Below are 22,976 nucleotides of genomic sequence, written 5' to 3' on the forward strand. Positions count from 1 at the left end.
CAGCGCTGAGATGAATTACTGCACCAAGCAAGTCCCATGAACTTCGGCGCGGCCCCACCGAAACAGGTTGCGCAAGAGTGGTGCTGTCCCTCCAGCAAGGCGTGCCGGCGGGAGTGACGTTCGCTAATTCGAAGACATCGATTCAGGCGGCGCGAATAGTGCGGCCAGCGTCCCCTGCCCGCCCTTGAGAACGTTCAGATCGACATCACCGCTGATGCCGTCGACACGGCCCCTGTTGTGGTACTGCCAGTAAATCCAGTCGTCCTGGCTTGGCCGCAGCGCCAGCGAGCGAAGCCAGTGCGGGCGGCCGACGATCTGTTTGCCGTAGGCATCTGCGGCCTCGTCCGTCACATAGACGATCGCCGTCTTGCCGAACGCTGCCTCGACCGGGCCGAGGAACGCCTGGAGTTCGGCATTCAGCTGTTCAGGCGACGGCCGCTGCGGGCAATTGCCGCCGAATTCGATGTCGACGACCGGCGGCAGCAGCGGCTGGTCGCGAGGCACCGTGGAGAGGAAATTGCGCGCCTGGTCGGCGCCCGGCCTGCAGAAGGTGAAGAAATGATAGGCGCCGACCGCGATACCGGCGGCGCGGGCCTCGCGCAGGTTGGCGGCGAAAGCATCGTCGACATGGTCGCCGCCTTCGGTCGCCTTGATGACGGCGAAGGCGACATCATCGGCAGCAACGCGCCGCCAGTCGATCCGGCCCTGATGATGGGAAACGTCAATGCCTCGGACCGGATAGCTGCTGCGGTCCGGAGAAAAGGTCTGGAAATAGAGAAAGCCGCCCACAGCGACGAGGCACGCCAGGACCAGAATTGCAGCCCCCCAGAGGATGATCCGGTTCTTCAAGACTACCCCCTGTCGTATCCTGCCTTTTGTCAGCGCTCCCTGCCAAAGAGGCAGATCGGACCTTCGCCGTCAGCTAGCGCCGGACATCTCTCATCCACGCTCCTTCAGCAGCCGGCCCTTCTCGCGCGACCAGTCACGCTGCTTCTCGGTCTCGCGCTTGTCGTGCAGTTTCTTGCCACGGCCGACGGCAAGCAAGAGCTTGGCGCGGCCCTTGTCGTTGAAATAGATTTTTAGCGGCACCAGCGTCATGCCTTCGCGGTCGACGCTCTGCGCCAGCTTGGCCATCTCGCGCTTGTTGAGCAGCAGCTTGCGGCGCCGGCGCGGCTCGTGGTTGAAGCGGTTGGCCTGCAGATATTCCGGCAGATAGGAATTGATCAGCCAGATCTCACCGCCCTCGACCGAGGCGTAGCTGTCCTGGATGTTGGCCTGGCCCTGGCGCAGCGACTTGACCTCGGTGCCGGTCAGCACCAGGCCGGCCTCTATGGTGTCGAGCACCTCGTAGGAAAACCGCGCCTTGCGGTTTTCCGCAACGGTCTTGTTGTTGGGATCGGCTTTTCTGACTTGATTCATGATGCGGAGAGGTGGCGCCTCAGCACTAATTAATCAAGCCGGCATGTTTCATGGCCGCATCGATCTTCTCGGCCGTCGATGGCTCGACCGTCATCAGCGGCGAACGCAGCACATTCTCGACCTTACCCAGCTTCGACAGCGCATATTTTGCGCCGGAAACGCCGGGCTCCAGGAAGATCGCCTTGTGCAGCGGCAACAGGCGGTCCTGCAGATCCAGTGCCTTGGCGCTGTCGCCGGAAAGCGTTGCCTCCTGGAATTCGGCGCATAGCCGCGGCGCGACATTCGACGTCACCGAAATGCAGCCGACGCCGCCATGCGCGTTGAAGCCGAGCGCAGAGGCATCCTCGCCGGACAGCTGGATGAAATCCTTGCCGCAGGTGGCGCGCTGCTCGGAAACCCGCTCGACCTTGCCGGTGGCGTCCTTGACGCCGACGATGTTCCTGAAGTCGTGCACCAGCTGGCCCATCGTCTCCGGCGTCATGTCGATGACCGAGCGCGGCGGAATGTTGTAGATGATGATCGGCAGACTGGTCGCCTTGGCGACCGCGGCGAAATGCGCGTAGAGACCGCGCTGCGTCGGCTTGTTGTAATAGGGCGTGACGACGAGGGCTGCGTCGGCGCCCGCCTTCTCGGCATACTGGACCAGCCCAACCGCTTCTTCGGTGTTGTTGGAGCCGGCGCCGGCGACGACCGGAACGCGGCCCTTGGCCACCTCGATGCAGACCTTGACGACATGGCGGTGCTCATCATGCGACAGCGTCGGCGACTCGCCGGTGGTGCCGACCGGGACCAGGCCCGTGGTGCCTTCGGCGATCTGCCAGTCGACAAGTGCGCGAAAGGCTTTCTCGTCGAAACGGCCGCTCTTTTCGAACGGTGTGACGAGCGCGGTCAGCGAGCCTCTCAGCATGTCGTCCAACTCCTTGGGACTTATAGGTTCTTGGTATTTTGGTGTTTTGTCGTGCGCGCCTTCTAGCCGAAAGCGAAGCCGCGCACCATAGTCTCGACATTGTTGCGCGGCAAGCATTGCCTTGGTGCCAGCAAGTGCAATTCCAACGACCTCTATAATCTTTTGTTTACGGGCTCTTCACCACAGCCGACTAGGCTCAGTCCATCTGTGCCTGTGGGTCATGTGCAAGGACAGGGATGACGCAAACCGCCAGACGGAATCGGCTTTTCGCGCTGGTTGGCGCGATCGTTGCGTTGATGCCGGGCGCGGCGATCGGCGGCAGCGTCGACGTGCAGCTGACGTCGGCCATCCCGATACCTGTGCCGAGCCCTCAGGACCTGCGGCGCGATAGCCTGCAAGACAACAGCCTGCAGGACAACAGCCTGCAAGACGGGCAGCCGTCCCCATCCACCAGCGTCGTCATGCTGAAGAGCGGCCTCGACGCGCTGGCGGCCAACGACATTGCCGCTGCGCGCAAGGTGCGCGAGGCGTTGCCGGCCAATTCGCTCGACCGCCACATCCTTGCCTGGGCGATCGCGCTCTATGGCGGCGACAAGGTGCCGAGCGGCGACATTGCGGACGCAGCGAAGATGCTGCCCAATTGGCCGGGCACAATCGCCCTGCGCAAGAACAGCGAGCGCGCGCTCTACCGCGAGAACCCCTCGCCCGAAATCGTGGTGAAGGCGTTCGACGGCAGCCAGCCGCAGACATTCGAGGGTGTGGTGATCCTCGCCCGCTCCTATATGTCGTTGGGCAACGCCAAGGCAGCGCGCTCGGTGCTGTCGCCGTTCTGGCGCACAGAAAAGCTCGAAGCCAAGGACGAGGCGGCGATCATCCGCGAGTTCGGCACGCTGATCCCGGCCGCCGACCACCGTTTGCGCATGGAGCGCATGTTCTATGCCGACCGGGTCAATTCGGCGCTGCGCGTCGCCGGCCTCGCAGGCGCCCAGCAACTGGCCGATGCCTGGGCAGCGGCGGACAGGGGCGACAACAACGCGGCCAAGCTGCTGAAGGCGGTGCCGGCCGAGCAGCGTTCGGCCGGCTATTTCTTCGCCGAGGCCGAATATCTGCGCAAACAACAGAAGTTTTCCGACGCCGCCGCGGTGGTGATGAAGGCGCCGAGCGACCGCGACGCGCTGGTCGACCCCGACGCCTGGTGGGTCGAGCGCCGGGTGCTGTCGCGCGAACTGGTCGACCGGGGCGACATGAAGACCGCCTACCAGATAGTAGCCGCGCACGCCGCCGAAAGTGCCGCCAATGCCGCCGAGGCGGAGTTCCATGCCGGCTGGTACGCGCTGCGCGGCCTCAACGATCCAAACACCGCCGCAAAACATTTCGCGCGGATCGCCGACCTCGCCCAGGGGCCGATGGCGCTGTCGCGCGCCTATTACTGGCTCGGCCGCGCCGCCGAAGTCGGCGGCCCCGGCAACGCCAAGGACTATTTCACCCGTGCCGCCGCCTACGGCACCACCTACTACGGCCAGCTCGCCGGCGAGCGCGTCGGCCGGACCAACCTCAACATCGTCTACCCGCAGCCGAGTGCCGCCGACCGCCGGAATTTTGCCGCCCGCGAGGCCGTCAGCGCTATCAAGCGGCTGCAGGAGGCGGGCTACGACCGCTATGCCGAGACGCTCTATCGCGACCTTGCCGGGCAGCTGACCAGCCCCGGCGAACTGGCGCTGCTTGCCGTACTGGCGGAAAAACAGGGCAACCACTTCATGGCGCTGAAGGTCGGCAAGATCGCCGGCGCGCGCGGCATCGATGTCGGCGCGCTGTCGCATCCGCTGGGCGTCATTCCCGACACCGCCAACATTTCCGGCTCGGGCAAGGCGCTGGCCTATGCGATCGCCCGCCAGGAAAGCGAGTTCAACATCGGCGCCATCTCCAGCGCCGGCGCGCGCGGGCTGCTGCAACTGATGCCGGGCACCGCCAAACAATTGGCCAAGAAGGCCGGATTGAGCTTCTCGCAGGCGCGGCTGACCACCGATGCCGGCTACAACGCGACGCTGGGCGCGGCATTCCTCGGCGAGCAGCTCGGCCGCTTCGACGGCTCCTACGTGCTGACCTTTGCCGGCTACAATGCCGGCCCCAACCGCGCCGCCCTGTGGGTGGCCAAGTATGGCGACCCACGCGGCAAGGACATCGACGCCGTCGTCGACTGGATCGAGCGGATTCCCTACACGGAAACAAGAAGCTACGTGCAGCGCGTGATGGAGAATTACGAGGTCTACAAGATGCGCATTTCCGGCAGATACGACATTGTCGGAGACCTGGTGAACGGACGGGGTTAAGCGAGGGGCGACAGTTTAAGCCAAGGGCTGGCGATCCTTCGCGCCCCCCTGTCTCGCCAACATCTTAAGGATTTTTCAGCGCCGGCGCTTCGATTTGACCGCCCCTGCCCTCACCTGTAGCAGTCGAAAACGATCCGACGGGGCGAGGAGTCCACATGCCGAACGACCATGATTTCTCCGATTTCTTCTATGCCGCGCCGGACGGGCTTGAACTGCACGCCCGCATCTATGGCGAAGCGAATTCCGCACTCTGGCCAGTCGTCTGCCTGCCGGGCCTGACCCGCAATTGCCGCGATTTTCATGAGCTGGCGCTGCATCTGTCGATGCGGACGAAGCGAAAAATCGTTGTCTTCGACTATCGCGGGCGCGGGCAGTCCGCCTACGATCCCGATATCAGCCACTATAATGTCGGCGTCGAGGCTAGCGACATCCTCGCCGGGCTGGCAACGTTGGGCATCGACAACGCGGCCTTCATCGGCACGTCGCGCGGCGGGCTGATCATCCATATGCTCGGCGCGATACGGCCGGCTGCGCTGAAAGCCATTGTTTTCAACGACATCGGCCCGGTGATCGAATCAACCGGGCTTGCCCATATCCGCTCCTATCTTGACCCTTCGCCCCAGCCGAAAACCTGTACCGAGGCGGTCAGCGCCCAACGCCGCGCGCATGGCGATGACTTTCCCGCGCTGACAGAGACGGATTGGCAACGGATGGTATGGGCTCTTTATCGCGAGACGGCTGCAGGACTGATGCCGGATTTCGACCCGAAGCTGGTCGACACGCTGGCCGGCCTCGACCCCGCCAAGCCGCTACCTGATCTATGGCCGCAGTTCGAGGCGCTGGCTGCCATACCGATGCTTGCGATACGCGGCGCCAATTCGAAACTTCTGTCCATCGAAACGCTGGAGCAGATGCGAAAGCGTCATCCCGGCATGGAGGCGATCACGGTCGAGGGCCAGGGCCATGCACCTTTCCTCGAGACCGGCAGCCTGTCCGGCAGCATCGCGGCGTTTCTCGACCGGGCCGAGCGGCAGTCCAAGTTAAAGTAAAACTCAAGACCACAATCGGTCTTGGAGTTGTCACTTTAGTATAAGCAAGCTCGGCAGGGCAATCGCTGCCGACAAATGACACTCGTGTCGGCGACAACCAGCTGCCGAAGTCGGCGCCGCCAACGCTCGGAACGAGCTGAGGGCAGATCCAAAACCTGAGCGATCTGCCCTGGTAGCCTTACGCCAGATCGGCAGAATTACTGGGCTTTAGCGCTTTTCCCGGCCGGTCTCGTCGCTGCGGTCGGCTCGATTTTGATCTCCTGCGCTGCTGCGCAGGGTGAAGCCTGAGGGATTGCCGCGCTGCTCTCCGATCCATTGCACCTTGGCGTTTCCAGCACGATGACGCAGCCGTCGAGGTCGTTCGTGGCCAGGTGCGCGTAACGCATGGTCATCGAAAGCGTCTGGTGACCGAGCCACATCTGCACGCGCCTGATGTCGATGCCGCCCTGGACAAGACGCGAGGCGCAGGTATGGCGCAAGATGTGCGGCACCACCTGGTCGTCGCCGCCTAGCCCGACCTCGGCCTTGGCGTCATTCCAGATGGCGCGGAACTGCGCCTGGCTGAGCTTGGTGAAAGGACCCTTGGGCCGGCGGCTCTCGGTGACCGGCAGCTTGATCACTTCCTTGGTGCGGGCGGTCATCGGGATGGTGCGGCTGCGGCCAGACTTGGTGATCCAGAAACTGACGCAATGTTCCTGGATATCGTTCCAGATCAGGCCGAGCGCCTCGCCGAGACGGCAGCCGGTGTCGACGAGAAAGACAGAGAGCCGATAGGCATCCTCGCTGCGGCTCTTTATCGCGGCGAACAGCCGGGCCTCTTCGTCCTTCTCGAGGAAACGAATCCGTCCCGCCCGCTCCTTCTGGCGGCGGAACTCGGGCAGGCTGTGGATATCCCCCATCTTGTGAGCCTTGCGCAGCAGTTTGCTGAGAGCAGCCATCTTTCGATTGATGGTTGCGTTGCTGTTGCCGCGCTGACGCAAGGTGCCGATAAGATTGTCCAGGGTGCTCTGGTCAAAGGCGCTGAAACGCTTCCCGAGGAGGATCTCGTCTATTTCGCCGATGAAGGAGCTGACATTGTATTTGTGCCGCCCGTCATCCCAGAGTATATCTCGGTATGCTGAAAACAGCTCTCCGACCCTATACGACTTTACTTCTCTGATCTTGTTATAACTGTATTTTATCTTGGCATTCTGAGAAGAAAACATCGCAAAGTGGTCAGAGGGCGCGCCCTCTTGAATCGCTTCGTTTGTCATTATTTACCACACCCCCGAGTGGATAGGCGACACCTATCTGCTTGGAAACGTCCTTTCAAGAGTTTAAGTCAGACAAATCGATTTCATCCGCCAGATGGCGGATCCCACGAAACCGTTGCGCAGACTTAGTTCAGCTGCCGATCCCCCTTTTCCTTCTGTTGCCCTGACCGCCCAGTCGCGAAAAACAATGTCACGAAAACAAAACAGCCCGGGCGTTGAAGCGCCCGGGCTGGATTTCACATGTAAGCCCGGCCCTTAGAACGAGCGCTGGAAGCGAAGGATACCGCCGATGGCGCTATCGTCACCGGCCGGAATACCAGTCCAGTTGGAGTCGCCTTCGTCGATGTAATCGACTTCGGCCGTGATCGTCAGACCAGGAACGATGTCGTAGGCAATGTTCGCCGCAACACCGAAGTTCTTGTCCTCGTCATAGGAGAGCTGGGCATTGAACGAGGTCTTCTCGTTGATGGTGTAGGTGCCACCACCCCAGATCGCCCAGTTGCCGCCCCACTGCTTATAGAAGCCGCGGCCGCCGGCAGGGATTGCATAGGTCGGATCCGAGAGGTTGTCGTCCGTGCCGTAGCCGGCCATGACCCACAGTGCCAGATTCTGCACTGGGGTCACGTCCAAGCGAACCTTGCTGGCCCACTCTTCATAGTTGCTATCGTAAGCGATGACGCCGGTGATGGCGCCCCAGCCCTGCGTGTACTTCACGCCGCCGACGACATGCGGAACGTAGCTGTCGATAGTGCCAATGACGCCTGCGCCTTCTTCCAACGAAACCACGGCCGAGAAGCCGTTGCCGGCGTCGAAGTAGTACTGGACGACGTTGGTATCGAAATCGCCGTAAGGAACCAGCGTATCCTGGATGACGTTGCCGGCGTAGCCGATGAACGTGTTGAAGGCCGATTCGTCCTTACCGACACGCAGGCCACCAAGCTGAATCCAAGCAAAATTCAGCGAAACAGCGGTGTTGTCGCCGCCGTTGAGGTTACTGGCGACGCCGCCACCACCATTGCCGAAGTTGAAGCGGGTTTCGGTGAAGGTCTTCAAGGTGCCAAGTTCGGTTTCCTGGCCGGTCCAGGTCTTCAGCGTGAAGCGGGCTTGCTTGTGCCAAGTGTCGTTTGTGTCGCCGTCCTCGTGGTCGGTAGCCCTCGCACCATCGAACGAACCTTCTTCGCCAGCGCTGATGTCGTAACGGACAAAGCCGCCGATGCGCAGACAGGTTTCGGTGCCGGGGATGTAGAAGTAGCCAGCGCCGTAGACGTCGCAGATCTTGACGTATTCAGCGGGTTCCGGCTCGGCGACGACGACGGCGTCGGCGGCGCGCGCACCGGAAACTGCGATCAGGGCCGCAGCGGAGCCGAGAAGAAGGCTCTTGATGTTCATTTTCTGACCTCCAGTCAGAATCGAACAAAATGGCGGAACTGGCGAAGTGCGTTTCTGCGATAAGCAAATGTAATTACAGCGATTTTCCGGAAAATCGCTGGATCCCTGCGTGGGGTGCCGACATTCACCACAGACGTCTTTGGCGAAAGCATGCCCGGAATGGATTTGAGATAACGCTCGAATCGGGCGTGAAAAACCGGAAGAGGGGGCGCCAGCGTCACGGCCAGTCCCTTCTGCCGTCACTATAGGGAGAAGATGCCGGCAGGCAGATGAGGGGCAGCGCCGCCATCGACAGGAGCTGGAACTATCAATCCGAGAAGGCGGTATGGCCCTGCTTTTGCAAGGGTTTTCACAAAACTTATCCTGCGAAGCGCGCAGCGCGAAGCAGGATGGCGGAGAGGATGGGATTCGAACCCACGAGAAGCTTTTGACCTCTACTCCCTTAGCAGGGGAGCGCCTTCGACCACTCGGCCACCTCTCCGTAGCGCCGCTGGATAAAGAAAAGCGCCGGCACAATCAACAAGCCGCCGCCATTATCCTTGAAAAATCAGGCTTTCGCCGAAACGCCGCTTTCGCCATGCGGCGATTCTGCGGCGATTCCCTGGCTGGCGAGTCGGGAGCTCGGCCGCAATTTCGGCACCGCCATCGCCGGATTCGGCCGGATTGCAAGGGCCGCAAGGGCCTCGATAGTTAACGAGAGCTTTCCGACTGAGGCCAAATCGTGTCATTTGTGCAACAACGCATAGGGATAGCGCCCGGATAGCGCTTTCGCCGGTACGATCGTGGTTGAACGCCATCGCCTCATGGGTAATGTCGAATTCGAAGGAGCGGCGCGGTGCGCATCTTTTTCGGTTAGTGGGGATGGGGCAGGGAACGCTGTCCTTCAGCAAAGAATACCCAGACCCGTTTTTTAACTTTTGACTGGAGGTCAGAAAATGAACATCAAGAGCCTTCTTCTCGGCTCCGCTGCGGCCCTGATCGCAGTTTCCGGTGCGCGCGCCGCCGACGCCGTCGTCGTCGCCGAGCCGGAACCCGCTGAATACGTCAAGATCTGCGACGTCTACGGCGCTGGCTACTTCTACATCCCCGGCACCGAAACCTGCCTGCGCATCGGCGGCTATGTCCGTTACGACATCGGCATCGGCGACGTCGGCTCGTTCGACGGTGCGGAGAACGTCGACCACGAGGACGGCGACGTGAACGACACCTACCGCAAGAACGCCCGCTTCACGCTGAAGACCTGGACCGGCCAGGAAACCGAGCTCGGCACGTTGAAGACCTACACCGAGACCCGCTTCAACTTCGGCAATGAAAACGCCTACGCCACCCCGGACGATCCAACAACAACGTTGATAGATGAGCACGTCTCTAACCCCGCTCACAACAGGGGCGTCTCGCTGAACTTCGCCTGGATCCAGCTCGGTGGTCTCCGCGTCGGTAAGGACGAATCGGCCTTCGATACGTTCATCGGCTACGCCGGCAACGTCATCCAGGATACGCTGGTTCCCTATGGCGATTTCGACACCAACGTCGTCCAGTACTACTTCGACGCCGGCAACGGCTTCTCGGCCGTGGTCTCGTTGGAAGAAGGCTCGGGCGAAATCGGCACGATCGACAGCTATGTTCCGCATGTCGTCGGCGGCTTGAAGTGGACGCAAGGCTGGGGTGCGATCACCGGCGTCATCGCTTATGACAGCAACTACGAAGAAGTGGCCGGCAAGGTCCGTTTGGACATCACGCCGATCCAGAACCTCGCGCTGTTCGTCATGGTCGGCTACGGCACGGACGACAACCTCACCGACGACACCTATGCAATCCCCGCCGGCGGCCGCGGCTTCTACAAGCAGTGGGATGAAAACTGGGCAATCTGGGGTGGTGGCACCTACACCATCAACGAGAAGACCTCGTTCAACGCCCAGGTATCCTATGACGAAGGCGAGAATCTCGGCGTTGCGGCGAATATCGCCTACGACGTCGTTCCCGGCCTGACGGTCACGGCCGAAGTCGACTACGTCCATGCAGGTAATTTCCCCGACTCCAACTGGACCAATGCTGACGATGAGGACAGCCTCGGCGGCCTCCTCCGCTTCCAGCGCTCGTTCTAATCAGCAGCGTCTGACCGAAATCGAACCCGGCGGGCAACCGCCGGGTTTTTCGTTTCGAGGCATCCGACAGTCGTTTGTGATCGGTGCCGTTCGGGTTTTCAAAGTCGAAGCTGACGGTCGATTCGAACCCGTGACGGTTTCTTTTTGGGAACTGCGGTCGACGGGCCGGCTCCAGGCATTCGCAGTCCTTACAGATCGGATGGCAATCCGGGATAAGTTAGCCTGGCGTTCAAAGTTCAGCCAAGTCGCCCAATGCATCGATCAACGGCTGGATCTTACCTTCATAGTTTTTCCAGCGTTTAACAGAGGACGCATAGATCGGTTGCCGGACTTGCCACCGGCTGGCAGTTCGAACGGACCCATCCTTATCGAAGAAGCGGAGACAGGCGTCATCCCAAGTCAAGCCAAGGTGATCGATCAGACGGCGAGACTGCCCTTCTTGATCTGAAATAAGGTCTTCATAGCGGCTTTCAAAGATTCGTCCCGGAAAAATGGTCTTCCAGTAGCGCATAAGGCGATCATACTCCCGATAATACAGACCAAGGCTTCTGAGATCGGAAGTGTAACGGTGCTCTTTGTTCAGGTTTAAAATGAAGCATGACAAACAATTGTCAATTGCGTCACGTCTGCAGTGAACGATGCGCGCGTTGGGGAAGAGAATTCCGATGAGGCCGATGAGCTCGAAATTGTGAGGTCTCTTGTCGACAATGCGGAGCGCGGCGGGAGTCCGCTGCCGCAGGTGGGACAGGTGTTCTTCGGCCAGCGCCTTCGCCAGATCCGCGGTTATCGGCGTAATCGATTCTTGTGACGCTCCCGCTTCGCGTCTCGTGAACCCGATGCCGTTCGCGACTCGCCGCAACTTGGTTAGCTCCCCAGCGCCATAAACATCCGGATGGCTCGCGCAGATTTGCTCAGTCAGTGTCGTCCCCGAACGGGGCATGCCGACAACAAATACAGGGATCTCAGACGGGTTGCCGAAACCGGTCTTGGCCGCCAACATCTCCGGGCTGAAGAAGTCGATTATGGAATCGATCCGGCGTCGGTAGGATTCAATGTCGAAGTCATTGCGGGCGACACTTTTCGCTTTCTGGAAGTGCTCCATTGCCTCGTCATAGCGCTGAAGGTCGTCCAGCACTTTGCCTGCGGCGTGATGCAGTCGCTGCGCGGAGACAGGCTCGAGAATAGGTTCTGAGAGTTCGCGCAGAATCGATCCGAGTTCGGGCGGTTCTTCGGTGAACTTGCGCGTGGTTACGAAGGCGCTGTATGCGCTCGGCAGATCGAACCGACGTTCGATTGATTCTTTGAGATAGGCTGCGGCTTCATCCATGCGGCCGAGGCTGATCAAAGCGCTGGCAAGGCCTGTTCGGACAAAGGGATAATCGTTGTTGGTTTTGAGCACTTTCTCGTAAAGTGAAAGAGCAATGCCTGCCTCATCGAACTCCAGGTGGGCGCGGCCGAGCGCGCAAAGTGCTTCCACCATGTCGGGCCTCAATTCGCAGGCGCGTTGCAGATGCCTGATGGCAAGCGTGTGCTCTCCAACGTTCAGATAAGCATCGCCCAGACTGAAGTGGAAATAGGGATTTTGTGGCGCCTGGCTGACCGCTCGAGCAAAGTATTTGATGGACAATTCATCATCGAAACCGAGCCCCAGAGTACCGAGTATGTAGAGCGCTAGCGGGTGTTCGCGCGTTTTTGCCAGAACACGGTGACAGAGCTCTTCGGCCTCGGGCAACCTATTCGCCTGCTGCAGTTCGAGCGCCTGCCGCAGCATTGCGTCGTTAGCCTCAGCCAGCGACGGCGTCGGCTGCTTGGCCTTCGGCAGTCGAGCCTTCGGCAATTGAGCTTTCTGCGCAGGTTGAGTCTTTAGATGCTTGGACCAGGCGGGCGGCAATCGAGAGCTCATCGTCTGTCGCTAGCAAAAACAGCTAACGGAATCCAGCGTGACCGTTCAAGCCAGCCTGGAACTTGCACCATCCAAGCGGGCAGGCTAGCAAGAAGGCCCTTTTCATACGAGCCTTTGCCATGCGCCAGCGCCCTTCCCTCACGCCGCTCATCAGTGCGCTTCCCTCGACGGTGCCGTTTGTCGGCCCGGAGGCGCAGGAGCGCGATCGCGGCCGCGCCTTTCGAGCCCGCATCGGCGCCAATGAGAGCAGCTTTGGCCCCTCGCCGCGCGTCATCGCCCGCATGGCCGATGTCGCCCGCGACATGTGGATGTATTGCGATCCCGATAATCATGACCTGAAAGTTGCCGTTGCCGGACATCTTGGCGTCGGCGCCGAAAACGTCGTTGTCGGCGAAGGCATAGACGGCCTGCTCAGCCTGGTGGCGCGCATGTATGTGGCCTCAGGCGACGCGGTGGTGACCTCGCTTGGCGCCTATCCGACCTTCAATTTCCATATTGCCGGCGTCGGCGGCCGGCTGGTCGCGGTGCCTTACGAGAGCGACCGGGAAAACCTGGACGGACTGCTTGCGGCGGTCATCCGGGACAAGGCACCGCTGGTCTATCTGTCCAACCCGGACAATCCGATGGGCAGTTGGTGGGAGGCGGCCGATCTCATCCGCTTCATCGAAGCCTTGCCGGAAACCACCATGCTGGTGCTCGACGAAGCCTATGGCGAGCTGGGGCCGGCCTCGGCGATACCGCCGATCGATATCTCCAGGCCGAACGTCATCCGCATGCGCACCTTCTCGAAGGCCTACGGGCTGGCTGGCATACGCTGCGGCTATGCGGTGGCCGAGCCCCAGGTGATCCGCGATTTCGAGAAGATCCGCAACCATTACGGCGTCAACCGCATGGCGCAGATCGCCGGCGTCGAAGCGCTTGCCGATCAGGGCTATCTGCAAACCGTGGTGGCGCGGGTCGCGGCCGGGCGCCAGCGCATCGCCGGGATAGCCGAGGCGAACGGGCTGAAGCCGCTGGCTTCGGCAACCAATTTCGTCACCATCGACTGCGGCCGCGACGGCGCCTTCGCGCTGAAGGTGCTGCAGGCGCTGCTGTCGCGCGACGTGTTCATCCGCAAACCGATGGCACCAGTGCTCGACCGCTGCATCCGGGTCAGCGTCGGCCTCGACCACGAGCTCGACATTTTTGCCGAGGAATTGCCGGGCGCGCTGGCGGCTGCAAGGGGGAACTAGGCGGGCGTTCGTTGCAGCGGGGAAAACCTGGCATCGCTGGCGGGACAGCGCCCCCTCTGTCCTGCCGGATATCTCCCACTTGGGGGAGATCGGCAGCCCCGGCGCTCTGCTTAGTCCCTAGGACGATGGAGGCTGGCGAAAGCCGAAGTGACGTCCGATCTCCCCCCAAGTGGGGGAGATGTCCGGCAGGACAGAGGGGGCGCGAAGGAACGCGACGGCTTTCATTCTGCGCCGCTGCGTTCATCGGCAATGGTGACGCATGGATCCCAGGGGGCTGCGCTCCGCTTCGCTCACGCTCTGCCAGAGGATGACGAACCGCCAAGCAGGCGCAGCACCTGGTTCAACGCGCGAGAAAGCTCTGCGGTTTCGTCGCCAGCAAGGCCTGCCGTCAGGCGGGCGAGATCGCGGTCCGCCGCCGCCTGCAGCTTGGTCAGCTCGGCATTTCCGCGGGCGGTCAGAGACAGCATGCGTCGACGCTGGTCGCCCGGGTCGGCACGCAATTCGGTCAGGCCCATGGCGGCGAATTTTTTGAGGATTCGCGTGAGATAGGCGGGATCAAGCCGGAGTTCACCGGCAATTTCGGACGCCGCCGGTGCGACATCGAGATGGAACGCTTGCGCCAGAACCGCTTCGCCGCCAGGGCCGGCAGCGACGGTGTTTGACCGGTGGCCCAGTTCAAACAGCACCCGCGCTTCGGTCAGCGTATAGGCGCTCTGCGTCAAGGTCTCGTCGAGCAGCCCGACCAGGCTAGTGTAAAACCTGTTGAAAGCGGCGGATCTCGGCGATCAGGGCGTTCCGCTCGACCGGCATTTCAGGCTCCTTCCCGCGGGATGTAGGCTCCATCATCATCCTCATATTATTTGACTTGGTCAACTATTTAACAGATCAAGTCACCCATCTTACGGTGCGCGATTCATATCTTGAATTAATTGAACGTTCGTTTTATTATTATTCCGCGAGGAGACGATCATGGGGCGCACGACCGGTTCCGATGGGGAAAAGACCGAAGCTGCTGTCCGCGAGGCGGCAGTCAGCCTGATCGCGCGCCTTGGATATGAGGCGATGTCGATGCGCCAGCTGGCCGCCGAGGTCGGCGTGCAGGCGGCGGCGCTCTATCGCTATTTCCCGACCAAGGAAGACCTGTTGTTCACGCTGATGCGCGAGCACATGCAGGCGCTGATCGCGGAGTGGGAGGCAGCGCGGCCTGCGACGGCCGATCCGGCGACGCGGCTTGCCGCCTATGTTGAGAACCACATCGCCTTCCATATCGGGCGCCGCCATTCCACCCATGTCTCGAACATGGAACTGCGCAGCCTGTCGCATGACCGCCTGACGCAGATCCTGCGTATGCGCACGGCCTATGAGAAGGAGTTGCGCGCCATCCTGCGTGACGGCGCCGAGACGGGCGTCTTCAACGTCGACGATACTGGGCTCACCGCCATGGCACTGATCCAGATGATGACCGGCGTCATCGTCTGGTTCCGGCCGGGCGAGCGGCTGTCGGTCGCCGAAGTGACCGCTACATATCTTGCAATGACAATGCGCCTGGTTGGCGCGACAATGAGCTACAGCACCGCGCATCCCTTCGGACACGCAAAGGACGCTGCAGCTCGCTGATTTCGCGCATGATCCCCAGCGAAGATCGAATTCGATTTCGGGGGTCATGTGCCGGGAGGAACGGCATGTACACGCACACGCTCAACTTCGGGCTTGACGAAGACATCGAAGCGCTGCGTGACCTGGTGCGGCGCTTCGCCCAGGACAAGATCGCACCGATCGCCGCCGAGATCGACCGTTCGAACGAATTCCCGGCGCATCTGTGGCGCGAGCTTGGCGCACTTGGCCTGCTCGGCATCACCGCCGATCCGGAGTTCGGCGGCACCGGCATGGGCTATCTCGCCCATGTCGTCGCAGTGGAGGAGATTTCCCGCGCATCGGCCTCGGTCGGCCTTTCCTACGGCGCCCATTCCAACCTTTGCGTCAACCAGATCAACCGCTGGGCAACGCCGGCGCAAAAGGAGAAATATCTGCCGGCGCTGTGCACCGGCGAAAAGGTCGGCGCGCTGGCAATGTCGGAATCTGGCGCCGGCTCCGACGTGGTGTCGCTTCGGCTGCGCGCCGAAAAGCGCAACGGCCGCTATGTGCTGAACGGCACCAAAATGTGGATCACCAACGGCCCGGACGCCGAGACGCTGGTCGTCTACGCCAAGACCGATCCGGAGCGCAATTCGCGCGGCATCACCGCCTTCATCGTCGAAAAGGCCTTCGCCGGCTTTTCGGTGGCGCAAAAGCTCGACAAGCTCGGCATGCGCGGCTCGAACACAGGCGAATTGGTGTTCGACAATGTCGAGGTGCCGTTCGACAATGTGCTGCACGAGGAAGGGCGCGGCGTCGAGGTGCTGATGTCGGGCCTCGACTACGAGCGCGCGGTGCTCGCCGGCGGTCCGATCGGCCTGATGGCGGCCTGCCTCGACGTAGCGATCCCCTATGTGCACGAGCGCAAGCAGTTCGGCCAGCCGATCGGCGAGTTCCAGCTGGTGCAAGGCAAGCTTGCCGACATGTATGCGACGATGAACGCGGCACGCGCCTACGTCTATGCTGTCGCCGCCGCCTGCGACCGCGGCGAGACGACCCGAAAGGACGCCGCCGGCTGCGTGCTGTTCGCCGCCGAGAAGGCGACGCAGATGGCGCTCGACGCCATCCAGCTTCTGGGCGGCAATGGCTACATCAACGGGTACCCGACCGGCCGGCTTTTGCGCGACGCCAAGCTGTACGAGATCGGCGCCGGCACCAGCGAAATCCGCCGCTGGCTGATCGGACGGGAAATCATGGCGGAGGGGGTGTGATGCCCCCCTCCACCGCTTCAGCCGAACGCCTTCGGCAAGTCGTCGGTGGGCTTGGCGACGATCTGGTGCGCATCGCGCCACAGAATCTCGCGCTGGCGCGCCGAAATGATCGACCGCACTGGCAAGCCACCCTCCTCGATCAGCCAGGCGCAATAGCGCGCGCGGCTGATCGCCTCCTTGGCGTCCGGATGGAACCAGCAGATGCCCCAGATCGAATTCCGGCGCTTGAAATGCCGGCCAACCCGGCCAGGAATAGGCAAATGCTGGTTGAACCAGTTGAACTGGTCCCCCAATTCGCCGTGAATCCAGTCCGGGCAGCCGATGCGGTTCAGGTACCACCACGCATGGAAGAATCCAGTCTCCACACGGCTATCGGGATGGATCAGCGGCGTCACAAACCGCACATACATGATGACACCCGCGGTGCGCGCACGCACCGCGTTCCTCTTGCTCAAATTCGGGATGTGGAAAGCCGCCCTTCGGCGGCGTCAGCCCATGGCCAAAGGGAGACGTCTTGCGAAACGCATATCCATGCCTTTCATCTTCGCCTCCAGAGAGTGTCATCCATGCAAGAACGCAGAATGCCAAGCTTGACACGCAACGTTCGGGGGCGGGCTGATACACTGGTTCCCTTGCGGCATCAAGAGGTGTGAGGAAACGACGAGAAAATGGCCGCGCTTCAGACCCAGATCTCGCCCGCCTCCGACGCGTTCCGCGCCAACGCCGAGCGCATGCGGGCGCTGGTCGCCGACATCGCGGATAAGGCGGCAACCATCGAGCGCGGCGGCTCGGAAGAGGCGCGTGAACGCCACGTTTCTAGGGGCAAACTTCTGCCGCGCGAGCGCCTCGCCCAGTTGCTCGACACCGGCTCGCCCTTCCTCGAAATCGGACAGTTCGCGGCTTGGTCGATGTATGGCGACGAGATATCTTCGGCCGGCATCATCGCCGGCATCGGCCGCGTCGAAGGCACCGAGGTGATGGTCATCGTCAACGACGCCACAGTGAAGGGCGGCACCTATTATCCGCTGACGGTGAAGAAGCATCTGCGCGCGCAGGAGATCGCGCTGCAGAACAATCTGCCCTGCGTCTACCTGGTCGACAGCGGCGGCGCCAACCTGCCCAACCAGGACGAGGTGTTTCCCGACCGCGACCATTTCGGCCGCATCTTCTACAACCAGGCCAACATGTCGGCGGCCGGCATTCCGCAGATCGCCTGCGTCATGGGTTCGTGCACGGCGGGCGGCGCCTATGTGCCGGCGATGTCGGACGAGACGATCATGGTGCGCAACCAGGCGACCATCTTCCTCGGCGGCCCGCCGCTGGTGAAGGCTGCCACCGGCGAAGACGTCAGCGCCGAGGAACTCGGCGGCGCCGACGTGCACACACGGCTTTCCGGCGTCGCCGATCACTATGCGCTGGACGACGAACACGCGCTGGCGATCGTGCGCCGCATCGTTAAAAATCTGAATCGGAACAAGACTGTAAGCTTGGCCTTACAGAAATCGATTCCGCCGCTTCATGATCCACATGAACTCTACGGCATCGTGCCGACGGACCTGCGTCAGCCCTATGATGTGCGCGAAGTGATCGCGCGCATCATCGACGGCTCCGAGTTGGACGAGTTCAAGCAGAATTACGGCGTCACGCTGGTCACCGGCTTTGCCCATCTCAACGGCATGCCGGTCGGCATCATTGCCAACAACGGCGTGCTGTTTTCGGAGAGCGCGCTGAAGGGTGCGCATTTCATCGAGCTGTGCTGCCAGCGCAAGATCCCGCTGGTCTTTCTGCAGAACATCACCGGCTTCATGGTCGGGCGAAAATACGAGGCCGGCGGCATCGCCAAGGACGGCGCCAAGCTGGTGATGGCGGTTGCTACCGCCAGGGTGCCGAAGCTGACCGTCATCATCGGCGGCTCGTTCGGCGCCGGCAATTACGGCATGTGCGGACGCGCCTATTCGCCACGCTTCCTGTGGATGTGGCCGAACGCCCGCATTTCGGTGATGGGCGGCGAGCAGGCGGCGACCGTGCTCGCCGTAGTCAAGCGCGAAGGCATAGAGCGCAAGGGCGGCGAGTGGAGCGCTGAAGAGGAAGCAAAATTCAAGAAGCCGATCCTGATGAAATACGAGCATGAGGGGCATCCGCTGTATTCGTCGGCGCGTCTCTGGGACGACGGTATCATCGACCCGGCCAAGACGCGCGAGGTGCTGGCGCTCAGCCTTTCTGCCGCGCTCAATGCCGAGATAGAAGAGACACGCTTCGGCGTGTTCAGGATGTGAGATGAGCGACACCGGCGACAGGATCCGCGTTCACACCGGCGACATCACGAGGCTTGATGTCGATGCGATCGTCAACGCCGCCAACTCGTCGCTGCTCGGCGGTGGCGGTGTCGATGGTGCCATTCACCGCGCGGCCGGTCCCGAACTTCTGGCTGAATGCCGGAAACTCAATGACTGCAAGGTCGGCGACGCCAAGCTCACCAAAGGATACGAGCTGCCGGCACGCTATGTCATCCACACGGTCGGACCGGTCTGGCAAGGCGGCGGCAAAGGCGAAGCCGACCTTCTCGCCTCCTGCTATCGCCGCTCGCTCGAGCTCGCCGCCGCCAACGATTGCCGGACGGTGGCGTTCCCGGCGATCTCGACGGGCGTCTACCGCTATCCGAAGGACCAGGCGACGCGGATAGCCGTCGCTACCGTGAGTGCCTTCATCGGAGAGAACGCGCTACCCGAAACTGTCACCTTCTGCTGCTTCGACCAGCAAACGGCCGAACTATACCAGGACGTCATTTCTACGCTTGGCGGAGCATGATGTGATATGGCGACGAGAACGCTCGCACCGTCACGCTGGCGGGGGGAACGCCAACGCCGCCGGTTGCAATTCCTGGCCGAGGAGCATCCATGTTCGCCAAGATCCTGATCGCCAATCGCGGTGAGATCGCCTGCCGGGTGATCCGCACGGCGCGCAAGCTGGGCGTGCGCACGGTCGCCGTCTATTCCGACGCCGACGCTCATGCCATGCATGTCGAGTTGGCCGACGAGGCGATGCATATCGGCGCCTCGCCGGCCGGCGAAAGCTATCTGCGCGGCGACAAGATCATCGCGGTGGCGAGAGCCACGGGCGCCGAGGCCATCCATCCCGGCTACGGCTTTCTCTCGGAAAATCCTGACTTCGTCGACCAGGTGGTGGCGTCGAGGCTGATTTTCATCGGCCCCTCGGCGGCCTCGATCCGCGCCATGGGGCTGAAGGATGCGGCCAAGCATCTGATGGAGAAGGCCGGCGTGCCGGTTGTGCCGGGTTACCATGGCGAGGCGCAGGAGATCGTGCTGCTCGCCTCCAAGGCGCGCGAGATCGGTTATCCCGTCCTGATCAAGGCGCGCGCCGGCGGCGGCGGCAAGGGCATGCGGCGCGTCGAACATCCCGACGATTTTTCGGAAGCGCTGTCGGGCGCGCGGCGCGAGGCCAAGGCTGCCTTCGGCGACGACCATGTGCTGGTCGAGAAATATATCGAAAAGCCGCGCCATATCGAATGCCAAGTCTTCGGCGACAATTTCGGCAACGCCGTGCATCTTTTCGAACGCGACTGCTCGGCGCAGCGCCGCCACCAGAAGGTGATCGAGGAGGCGCCCGCCCCCGGCATGACGCCGGAACTGCGCGAGGCGATGACGGAAGCGGCGGTGAAGGCCGCCAAGGCGATCGCCTATTCCGGCGCCGGCACAATCGAGTTCATCGTCGATGCCTCTCAGGGGCTGCAGGCCGACCGCTTCTGGTTCATGGAAATGAACACCCGCCTGCAGGTCGAGCATCCGGTGACCGAAATGGTCACCGGCATCGACCTGGTCGAGTGGCAGCTCAGGGTGGCGGCCGGCGAAAGGCTGCCGAAGACGCAGAACGAGATCGAGCTTTCTGGCCACGCCTTCGAGGCGCGCATCTACGCCGAGGATGCGGCAAGAGGCTTCCTGCCGGCGACCGGAACGCTGCACCATCTGAAATTTCCCAAAGCCGCGCCCGAAGGCGCCACCATGCGCATCGAAACCGGCGTGCGGGCCGGGGATGCGATCTCGCCCTGCTACGATCCGATGATCGCCAAGTTGGTGGTCCACGGCAAGGACAGGCAGGCAGCGCTGGATGCGCTCGGCGCGGCACTTTCGCAAACCGAGATCGCCGGCTCGACCGTCAACACTGCCTTTCTCGCCGCCCTTGCCGCTGACGCGGATTTTGCGGCCGGCGATATTGATACCGGGCTGATCGGCAGGCATCAGCAGGCGCTGACCGCTGTTCCGCCGCCGAGCCGAGAAATCATTGCCACAGCCGCACTTGCGGCGTCGGGCGCCGACCACTTGCCGCCGTCGGAGGACCCGTGGTCATCGCTCGCCGGCTATGCGCACTTCCACCCCATGGCGCGACGCACGCGGCTGCGTCACGACGAGGAGGAGATCGTCGCGCGGGTTTTGGTAGGACCGGACCGGCGGTTCGAAGTGACGCTGGACGAGCCGGCGGACGCGGCTCAATCACGTGAGCCAGACGCTGCCCTCGACCCTGACGTGTTCCTAGGCGAGCCACTTGTCCCACCCGTCCTTCGGCCCCCCATGACAGACTGGGAGTGGGGGACGCCAGCGTCCCCGCAGTCTCCCCTCGCCCCGTCCTTTACGGGGAGAAGGTTCCGGCAGGGTGACGAGGGGCAGCGCCCTCGCACTGCCCGCTGGCCCGGCCACGTCACCGTGTTCGAAGGCGCCATCGGCTATATCTTCGCCGTGCCCGACCCACTGGTGCGAGCCGACGAGGCCGCTGCCGCTTTCGACAGCCTGCGGGCGCCGATGCCGGGCCTGGTCAAGCTGGTGCGCGTGGCAACGGGCGATGTGGTGACCAAGGGCCAGCCGCTGCTGGTCCTGGAAGCGATGAAGATGGAACATACGATTTCCGCTACCCATGACGGAGTGATCGCCGAGATCGCTGCGGAAGGCGCGCAAGTCACCGACGGGACGGTGCTGGTGCGCTTTGCCGAGGAAGCTCACACCGCTATGCCGGTGTCCGCCGGGTGAAGGCGCGCCACGAGAATGCATGACCCGAAATGAAAATGGCCGGGGACATTACGGCCATCGTAGTGTTAGGGAGCGCCGCGTCCAATTGGGCACGCGGCGCTGGCGACGGCAGCCATTACGGCTTGATCGGCGCGTATTTGCCGTCGTGCCACTGGTTGATGTCGTAGCTGGCGTTCTTGAGGTCGCCCTTCTCGTCGAAGACGACATCGCCGACGACGGTGCTGAATGACTGGCCGTTCTTCAGCGCTTCGGCGACCTTGGCCGGATCGTCGCTTCCGGCGCGCTTGATGCCTTCGGCGAAAGCCTGGATCACGGCATAGGAGAACAGCGTGAAGCCCTCGGGCACGAAGCCGCCTGCTTTGATCTTGGCGACAGCTTCCTTGGCTTCGGGCTTCGCCTGCGGATCCGACGGGAAGACGAACATGGTGCCCTCGCCGGCCGGGCCGGCAACCTGCCAGAATTCTGGCGAGGCGATCGAGTCCGGCATGATCAGTTGGAACTTGACGCTCTGCTCCGCCGACTGGCGCAGGATGAGGCCGGCTTCGGGGTGATAGCCGCCGAAATAGACCACATCGGCCTTCAGGTCCTTCAGCTTGGTGACGAGAGCTGAATAGTCCTTTTCGCCGGCATTGATGCCTTCATAATCCACCTCTTTGAGGCCGCCGGCGTTCATCGTTGCCTTGACGGCATCGGCGGCGCCCTGGCCGTAAGCGCTCTTGTCATGCAGGATGACGATATTCTTGCCGGCATATTTCTTGGCAATCCACGGACCGATGAAGGCGCCCTGCGCATCGTCGCGCGTATAGAGGCGCATGATTGTCGGCCAGCCGGCCTTCGCGGCTGCGTCGGTCAGCGCCGGGTTGGAGGATGCCGGGCTCATCATCAGCGCGCCGGCTTCGGCATAAACGGCCGAGGCCGGAATGCTCGAGCCCGAGCAGGCATGGCCATCGATGAACATGACGCCATTGGCGACGATGCGATTGGCAACCGAAACCGCTTGCTTCGGATCGCACTGGTCGTCCTCGATGTCGAGCTTGATCTGGCGGCCTTCGACGCCGCCGGCTGCGTTGATCGCGTCGGCTGCAGCCTGGGCTCCTTGCTTGAACTGGTCGCCGATATTGGCAAGCTGTCCGGTCATCGGTCCGACCACCGAAAAGGTGATGTCGTCGGCGAAGGCAACCGGCGCGCTCATCATCAGGCCCAGTGCGGCCGCGCCCAAAATACCTGATTTTTTCATCGTGATATTACTCCTCCACTCACGCGCGGCCGCTCCGGCCGCGCTTCTTCCAGAGAGGCCGGACAATTTCATCGTTCACCTGACATGTCTTGGCGCATCGCCGGCACTCGATTGGGCCTGCAATGTATCATCAGCCAGCCACGGCCTGAAAGCCAAAAGCCGCGCCGGCCTTGTCCCGGCCAGTCGCGGCTTTTGCCAATCGAGCTTCCCTGAACGCCCCGCGCCCGAAACCCGCTCGCTTCCCTGTCCGTCGCGCGGCTTAGCCCA

The 22,976-nt window shown here is 62.2% G+C and carries 18 protein-coding genes and 1 tRNA gene; 9 read left to right on the forward strand and 10 right to left on the reverse strand.

From position 1 onward, the window contains the following. Window positions 1-123 precede the first annotated feature (123 nt). The 3 genes from EN859_RS03675 to dapA all read right to left on the reverse strand — a co-directional run bounded on the left by EN859_RS03675 (window position 124) and on the right by dapA (window position 2,326). Window positions 124-849, reverse strand: coding sequence for a GH25 family lysozyme (locus EN859_RS03675; RefSeq protein WP_127851573.1), 726 nt, complete (start codon window positions 847-849; stop codon window positions 124-126). A 90-nt stretch (window positions 850-939) separates the two neighbouring features. Next, entirely contained in the window at window positions 940-1,419 is a 480-nt protein-coding gene (gene smpB / locus EN859_RS03680) for an SsrA-binding protein SmpB (protein WP_127851574.1), read from the reverse strand. 25 nt (window positions 1,420-1,444) lie between these two features. Next, on the reverse strand, window positions 1,445-2,326 hold the full coding sequence (dapA, locus tag EN859_RS03685; protein WP_127851575.1) for a 4-hydroxy-tetrahydrodipicolinate synthase: 882 nt from the start codon (window positions 2,324-2,326) through the stop codon (window positions 1,445-1,447). 236 nt (window positions 2,327-2,562) lie between these two features. On the opposite strand from dapA, the gene EN859_RS03690 reads away from it, so the two are divergent. Then, window positions 2,563-4,656: a lytic transglycosylase domain-containing protein gene (locus tag EN859_RS03690; protein ID WP_127851576.1), complete on the forward strand. Its 2,094-nt coding sequence runs from the start codon at window positions 2,563-2,565 to the stop codon at window positions 4,654-4,656. A gap of 155 nt (window positions 4,657-4,811) precedes the next feature. After that, a complete protein-coding gene (locus EN859_RS03695) occupies window positions 4,812-5,705 on the forward strand; it encodes an alpha/beta hydrolase (RefSeq protein ID WP_127851577.1) in 894 nt (297 codons plus the stop codon). Between the two features lie 197 nt (window positions 5,706-5,902). On the opposite strand, the gene EN859_RS03700 is transcribed toward EN859_RS03695, so the two are convergent. From EN859_RS03700 to EN859_RS03710, 3 genes are all read right to left on the reverse strand, one after another. Next, on the reverse strand, window positions 5,903-6,961 hold the full coding sequence (locus tag EN859_RS03700; RefSeq protein WP_127851578.1) for a site-specific integrase: 1,059 nt from the start codon (window positions 6,959-6,961) through the stop codon (window positions 5,903-5,905). 252 nt (window positions 6,962-7,213) lie between these two features. Beyond that, window positions 7,214-8,347: a porin gene (locus EN859_RS03705; protein WP_127851579.1), complete on the reverse strand. Its 1,134-nt coding sequence runs from the start codon at window positions 8,345-8,347 to the stop codon at window positions 7,214-7,216. Between the two features lie 390 nt (window positions 8,348-8,737). Further along, window positions 8,738-8,828 (reverse strand) — tRNA-Ser (locus tag EN859_RS03710). Window positions 8,829-9,282: 454 nt separating this feature from the next. On the opposite strand from EN859_RS03710, the gene EN859_RS03715 reads away from it, so the two are divergent. Continuing rightward, window positions 9,283-10,452 (forward strand): porin, encoded by a 1,170-nt coding sequence (locus EN859_RS03715; RefSeq protein WP_127851580.1) that lies wholly within the window; start codon window positions 9,283-9,285, stop codon window positions 10,450-10,452. A gap of 229 nt (window positions 10,453-10,681) precedes the next feature. On the opposite strand, the gene EN859_RS03720 is transcribed toward EN859_RS03715, so the two are convergent. Further along, window positions 10,682-12,355, reverse strand: coding sequence for a sulfotransferase (locus EN859_RS03720; protein ID WP_127851581.1), 1,674 nt, complete (start codon window positions 12,353-12,355; stop codon window positions 10,682-10,684). 119 nt (window positions 12,356-12,474) lie between these two features. On the opposite strand from EN859_RS03720, the gene EN859_RS03725 reads away from it, so the two are divergent. Beyond that, entirely contained in the window at window positions 12,475-13,587 is a 1,113-nt protein-coding gene (locus tag EN859_RS03725) for a pyridoxal phosphate-dependent aminotransferase (RefSeq protein ID WP_127851582.1), read from the forward strand. Between the two features lie 290 nt (window positions 13,588-13,877). On the opposite strand, the gene EN859_RS03730 is transcribed toward EN859_RS03725, so the two are convergent. Next, the gene (locus EN859_RS03730) at window positions 13,878-14,309 is read right to left on the reverse strand and encodes a MarR family winged helix-turn-helix transcriptional regulator (protein ID WP_245525462.1); all 432 of its coding nucleotides are present in this window, start codon (window positions 14,307-14,309) and stop codon (window positions 13,878-13,880) included. 247 nt (window positions 14,310-14,556) lie between these two features. Here EN859_RS03730 and EN859_RS03735 point away from each other — a divergent pair, with 247 nt between their 5' ends. Both EN859_RS03735 and EN859_RS03740 read left to right on the forward strand, forming a co-directional pair. Further along, complete coding sequence (locus EN859_RS03735) at window positions 14,557-15,204, forward strand: TetR/AcrR family transcriptional regulator (protein WP_127851583.1); 648 nt, start codon at window positions 14,557-14,559, stop codon at window positions 15,202-15,204. A 65-nt stretch (window positions 15,205-15,269) separates the two neighbouring features. Beyond that, window positions 15,270-16,433, forward strand: coding sequence for an isovaleryl-CoA dehydrogenase (locus EN859_RS03740; protein ID WP_127851584.1), 1,164 nt, complete (start codon window positions 15,270-15,272; stop codon window positions 16,431-16,433). Window positions 16,434-16,450: 17 nt separating this feature from the next. Here EN859_RS03740 and EN859_RS03745 read toward each other — a convergent pair whose 3' ends face one another. Then, entirely contained in the window at window positions 16,451-16,870 is a 420-nt protein-coding gene (locus EN859_RS03745; RefSeq protein WP_245525463.1) for a hypothetical protein, read from the reverse strand. 231 nt (window positions 16,871-17,101) lie between these two features. Here EN859_RS03745 and EN859_RS03750 point away from each other — a divergent pair, with 231 nt between their 5' ends. The 3 genes from EN859_RS03750 to EN859_RS03760 all read left to right on the forward strand — a co-directional run bounded on the left by EN859_RS03750 (window position 17,102) and on the right by EN859_RS03760 (window position 21,472). Next, window positions 17,102-18,709 carry a carboxyl transferase domain-containing protein gene (locus EN859_RS03750; protein ID WP_127851585.1) on the forward strand — a complete coding sequence of 536 codons (1,608 nt, stop codon included), beginning with the start codon at window positions 17,102-17,104 and terminating at the stop codon, window positions 18,707-18,709. A gap of 1 nt (window position 18,710) precedes the next feature. Continuing rightward, on the forward strand, window positions 18,711-19,241 hold the full coding sequence (locus EN859_RS03755) for an O-acetyl-ADP-ribose deacetylase (protein WP_127851586.1): 531 nt from the start codon (window positions 18,711-18,713) through the stop codon (window positions 19,239-19,241). An 89-nt stretch (window positions 19,242-19,330) separates the two neighbouring features. Then, window positions 19,331-21,472: an acetyl/propionyl/methylcrotonyl-CoA carboxylase subunit alpha gene (locus tag EN859_RS03760; RefSeq protein WP_127851587.1), complete on the forward strand. Its 2,142-nt coding sequence runs from the start codon at window positions 19,331-19,333 to the stop codon at window positions 21,470-21,472. Window positions 21,473-21,587: 115 nt separating this feature from the next. On the opposite strand, the gene EN859_RS03765 is transcribed toward EN859_RS03760, so the two are convergent. Continuing rightward, on the reverse strand, window positions 21,588-22,709 hold the full coding sequence (locus EN859_RS03765; RefSeq protein ID WP_127851588.1) for a branched-chain amino acid ABC transporter substrate-binding protein: 1,122 nt from the start codon (window positions 22,707-22,709) through the stop codon (window positions 21,588-21,590). Window positions 22,710-22,976 lie beyond the last annotated feature (267 nt).

Source organism: Mesorhizobium sp. M00.F.Ca.ET.216.01.1.1 (assembly GCF_004010325.2).
Lineage (GTDB): Bacteria > Pseudomonadota > Alphaproteobacteria > Rhizobiales > Rhizobiaceae > Mesorhizobium.

Coding starts and splice junctions, on each gene's coding strand:
- EN859_RS03755 (WP_127851586.1), top strand. CDS start 18,711: ATGAGCGACACCGGCGACAGGATCCGCGTTCACACCGGCGACATCACG.
- EN859_RS03725 (WP_127851582.1), top strand. CDS start 12,475: ATGCGCCAGCGCCCTTCCCTCACGCCGCTCATCAGTGCGCTTCCCTCG.
- EN859_RS03750 (WP_127851585.1), top strand. CDS start 17,102: ATGGCCGCGCTTCAGACCCAGATCTCGCCCGCCTCCGACGCGTTCCGC.
- EN859_RS03715 (WP_127851580.1), top strand. CDS start 9,283: ATGAACATCAAGAGCCTTCTTCTCGGCTCCGCTGCGGCCCTGATCGCA.
- EN859_RS03765 (WP_127851588.1), bottom strand. CDS start 22,709: ATGAAAAAATCAGGTATTTTGGGCGCGGCCGCACTGGGCCTGATGATG.
- EN859_RS03695 (WP_127851577.1), top strand. CDS start 4,812: ATGCCGAACGACCATGATTTCTCCGATTTCTTCTATGCCGCGCCGGAC.
- EN859_RS03720 (WP_127851581.1), bottom strand. CDS start 12,355: ATGAGCTCTCGATTGCCGCCCGCCTGGTCCAAGCATCTAAAGACTCAA.
- EN859_RS03690 (WP_127851576.1), top strand. CDS start 2,563: ATGACGCAAACCGCCAGACGGAATCGGCTTTTCGCGCTGGTTGGCGCG.
- EN859_RS03740 (WP_127851584.1), top strand. CDS start 15,270: ATGTACACGCACACGCTCAACTTCGGGCTTGACGAAGACATCGAAGCG.
- EN859_RS03760 (WP_127851587.1), top strand. CDS start 19,331: ATGTTCGCCAAGATCCTGATCGCCAATCGCGGTGAGATCGCCTGCCGG.
- dapA (WP_127851575.1), bottom strand. CDS start 2,326: ATGCTGAGAGGCTCGCTGACCGCGCTCGTCACACCGTTCGAAAAGAGC.
- smpB (WP_127851574.1), bottom strand. CDS start 1,419: ATGAATCAAGTCAGAAAAGCCGATCCCAACAACAAGACCGTTGCGGAA.
- EN859_RS03735 (WP_127851583.1), top strand. CDS start 14,557: ATGGGGCGCACGACCGGTTCCGATGGGGAAAAGACCGAAGCTGCTGTC.
- EN859_RS03705 (WP_127851579.1), bottom strand. CDS start 8,347: ATGAACATCAAGAGCCTTCTTCTCGGCTCCGCTGCGGCCCTGATCGCA.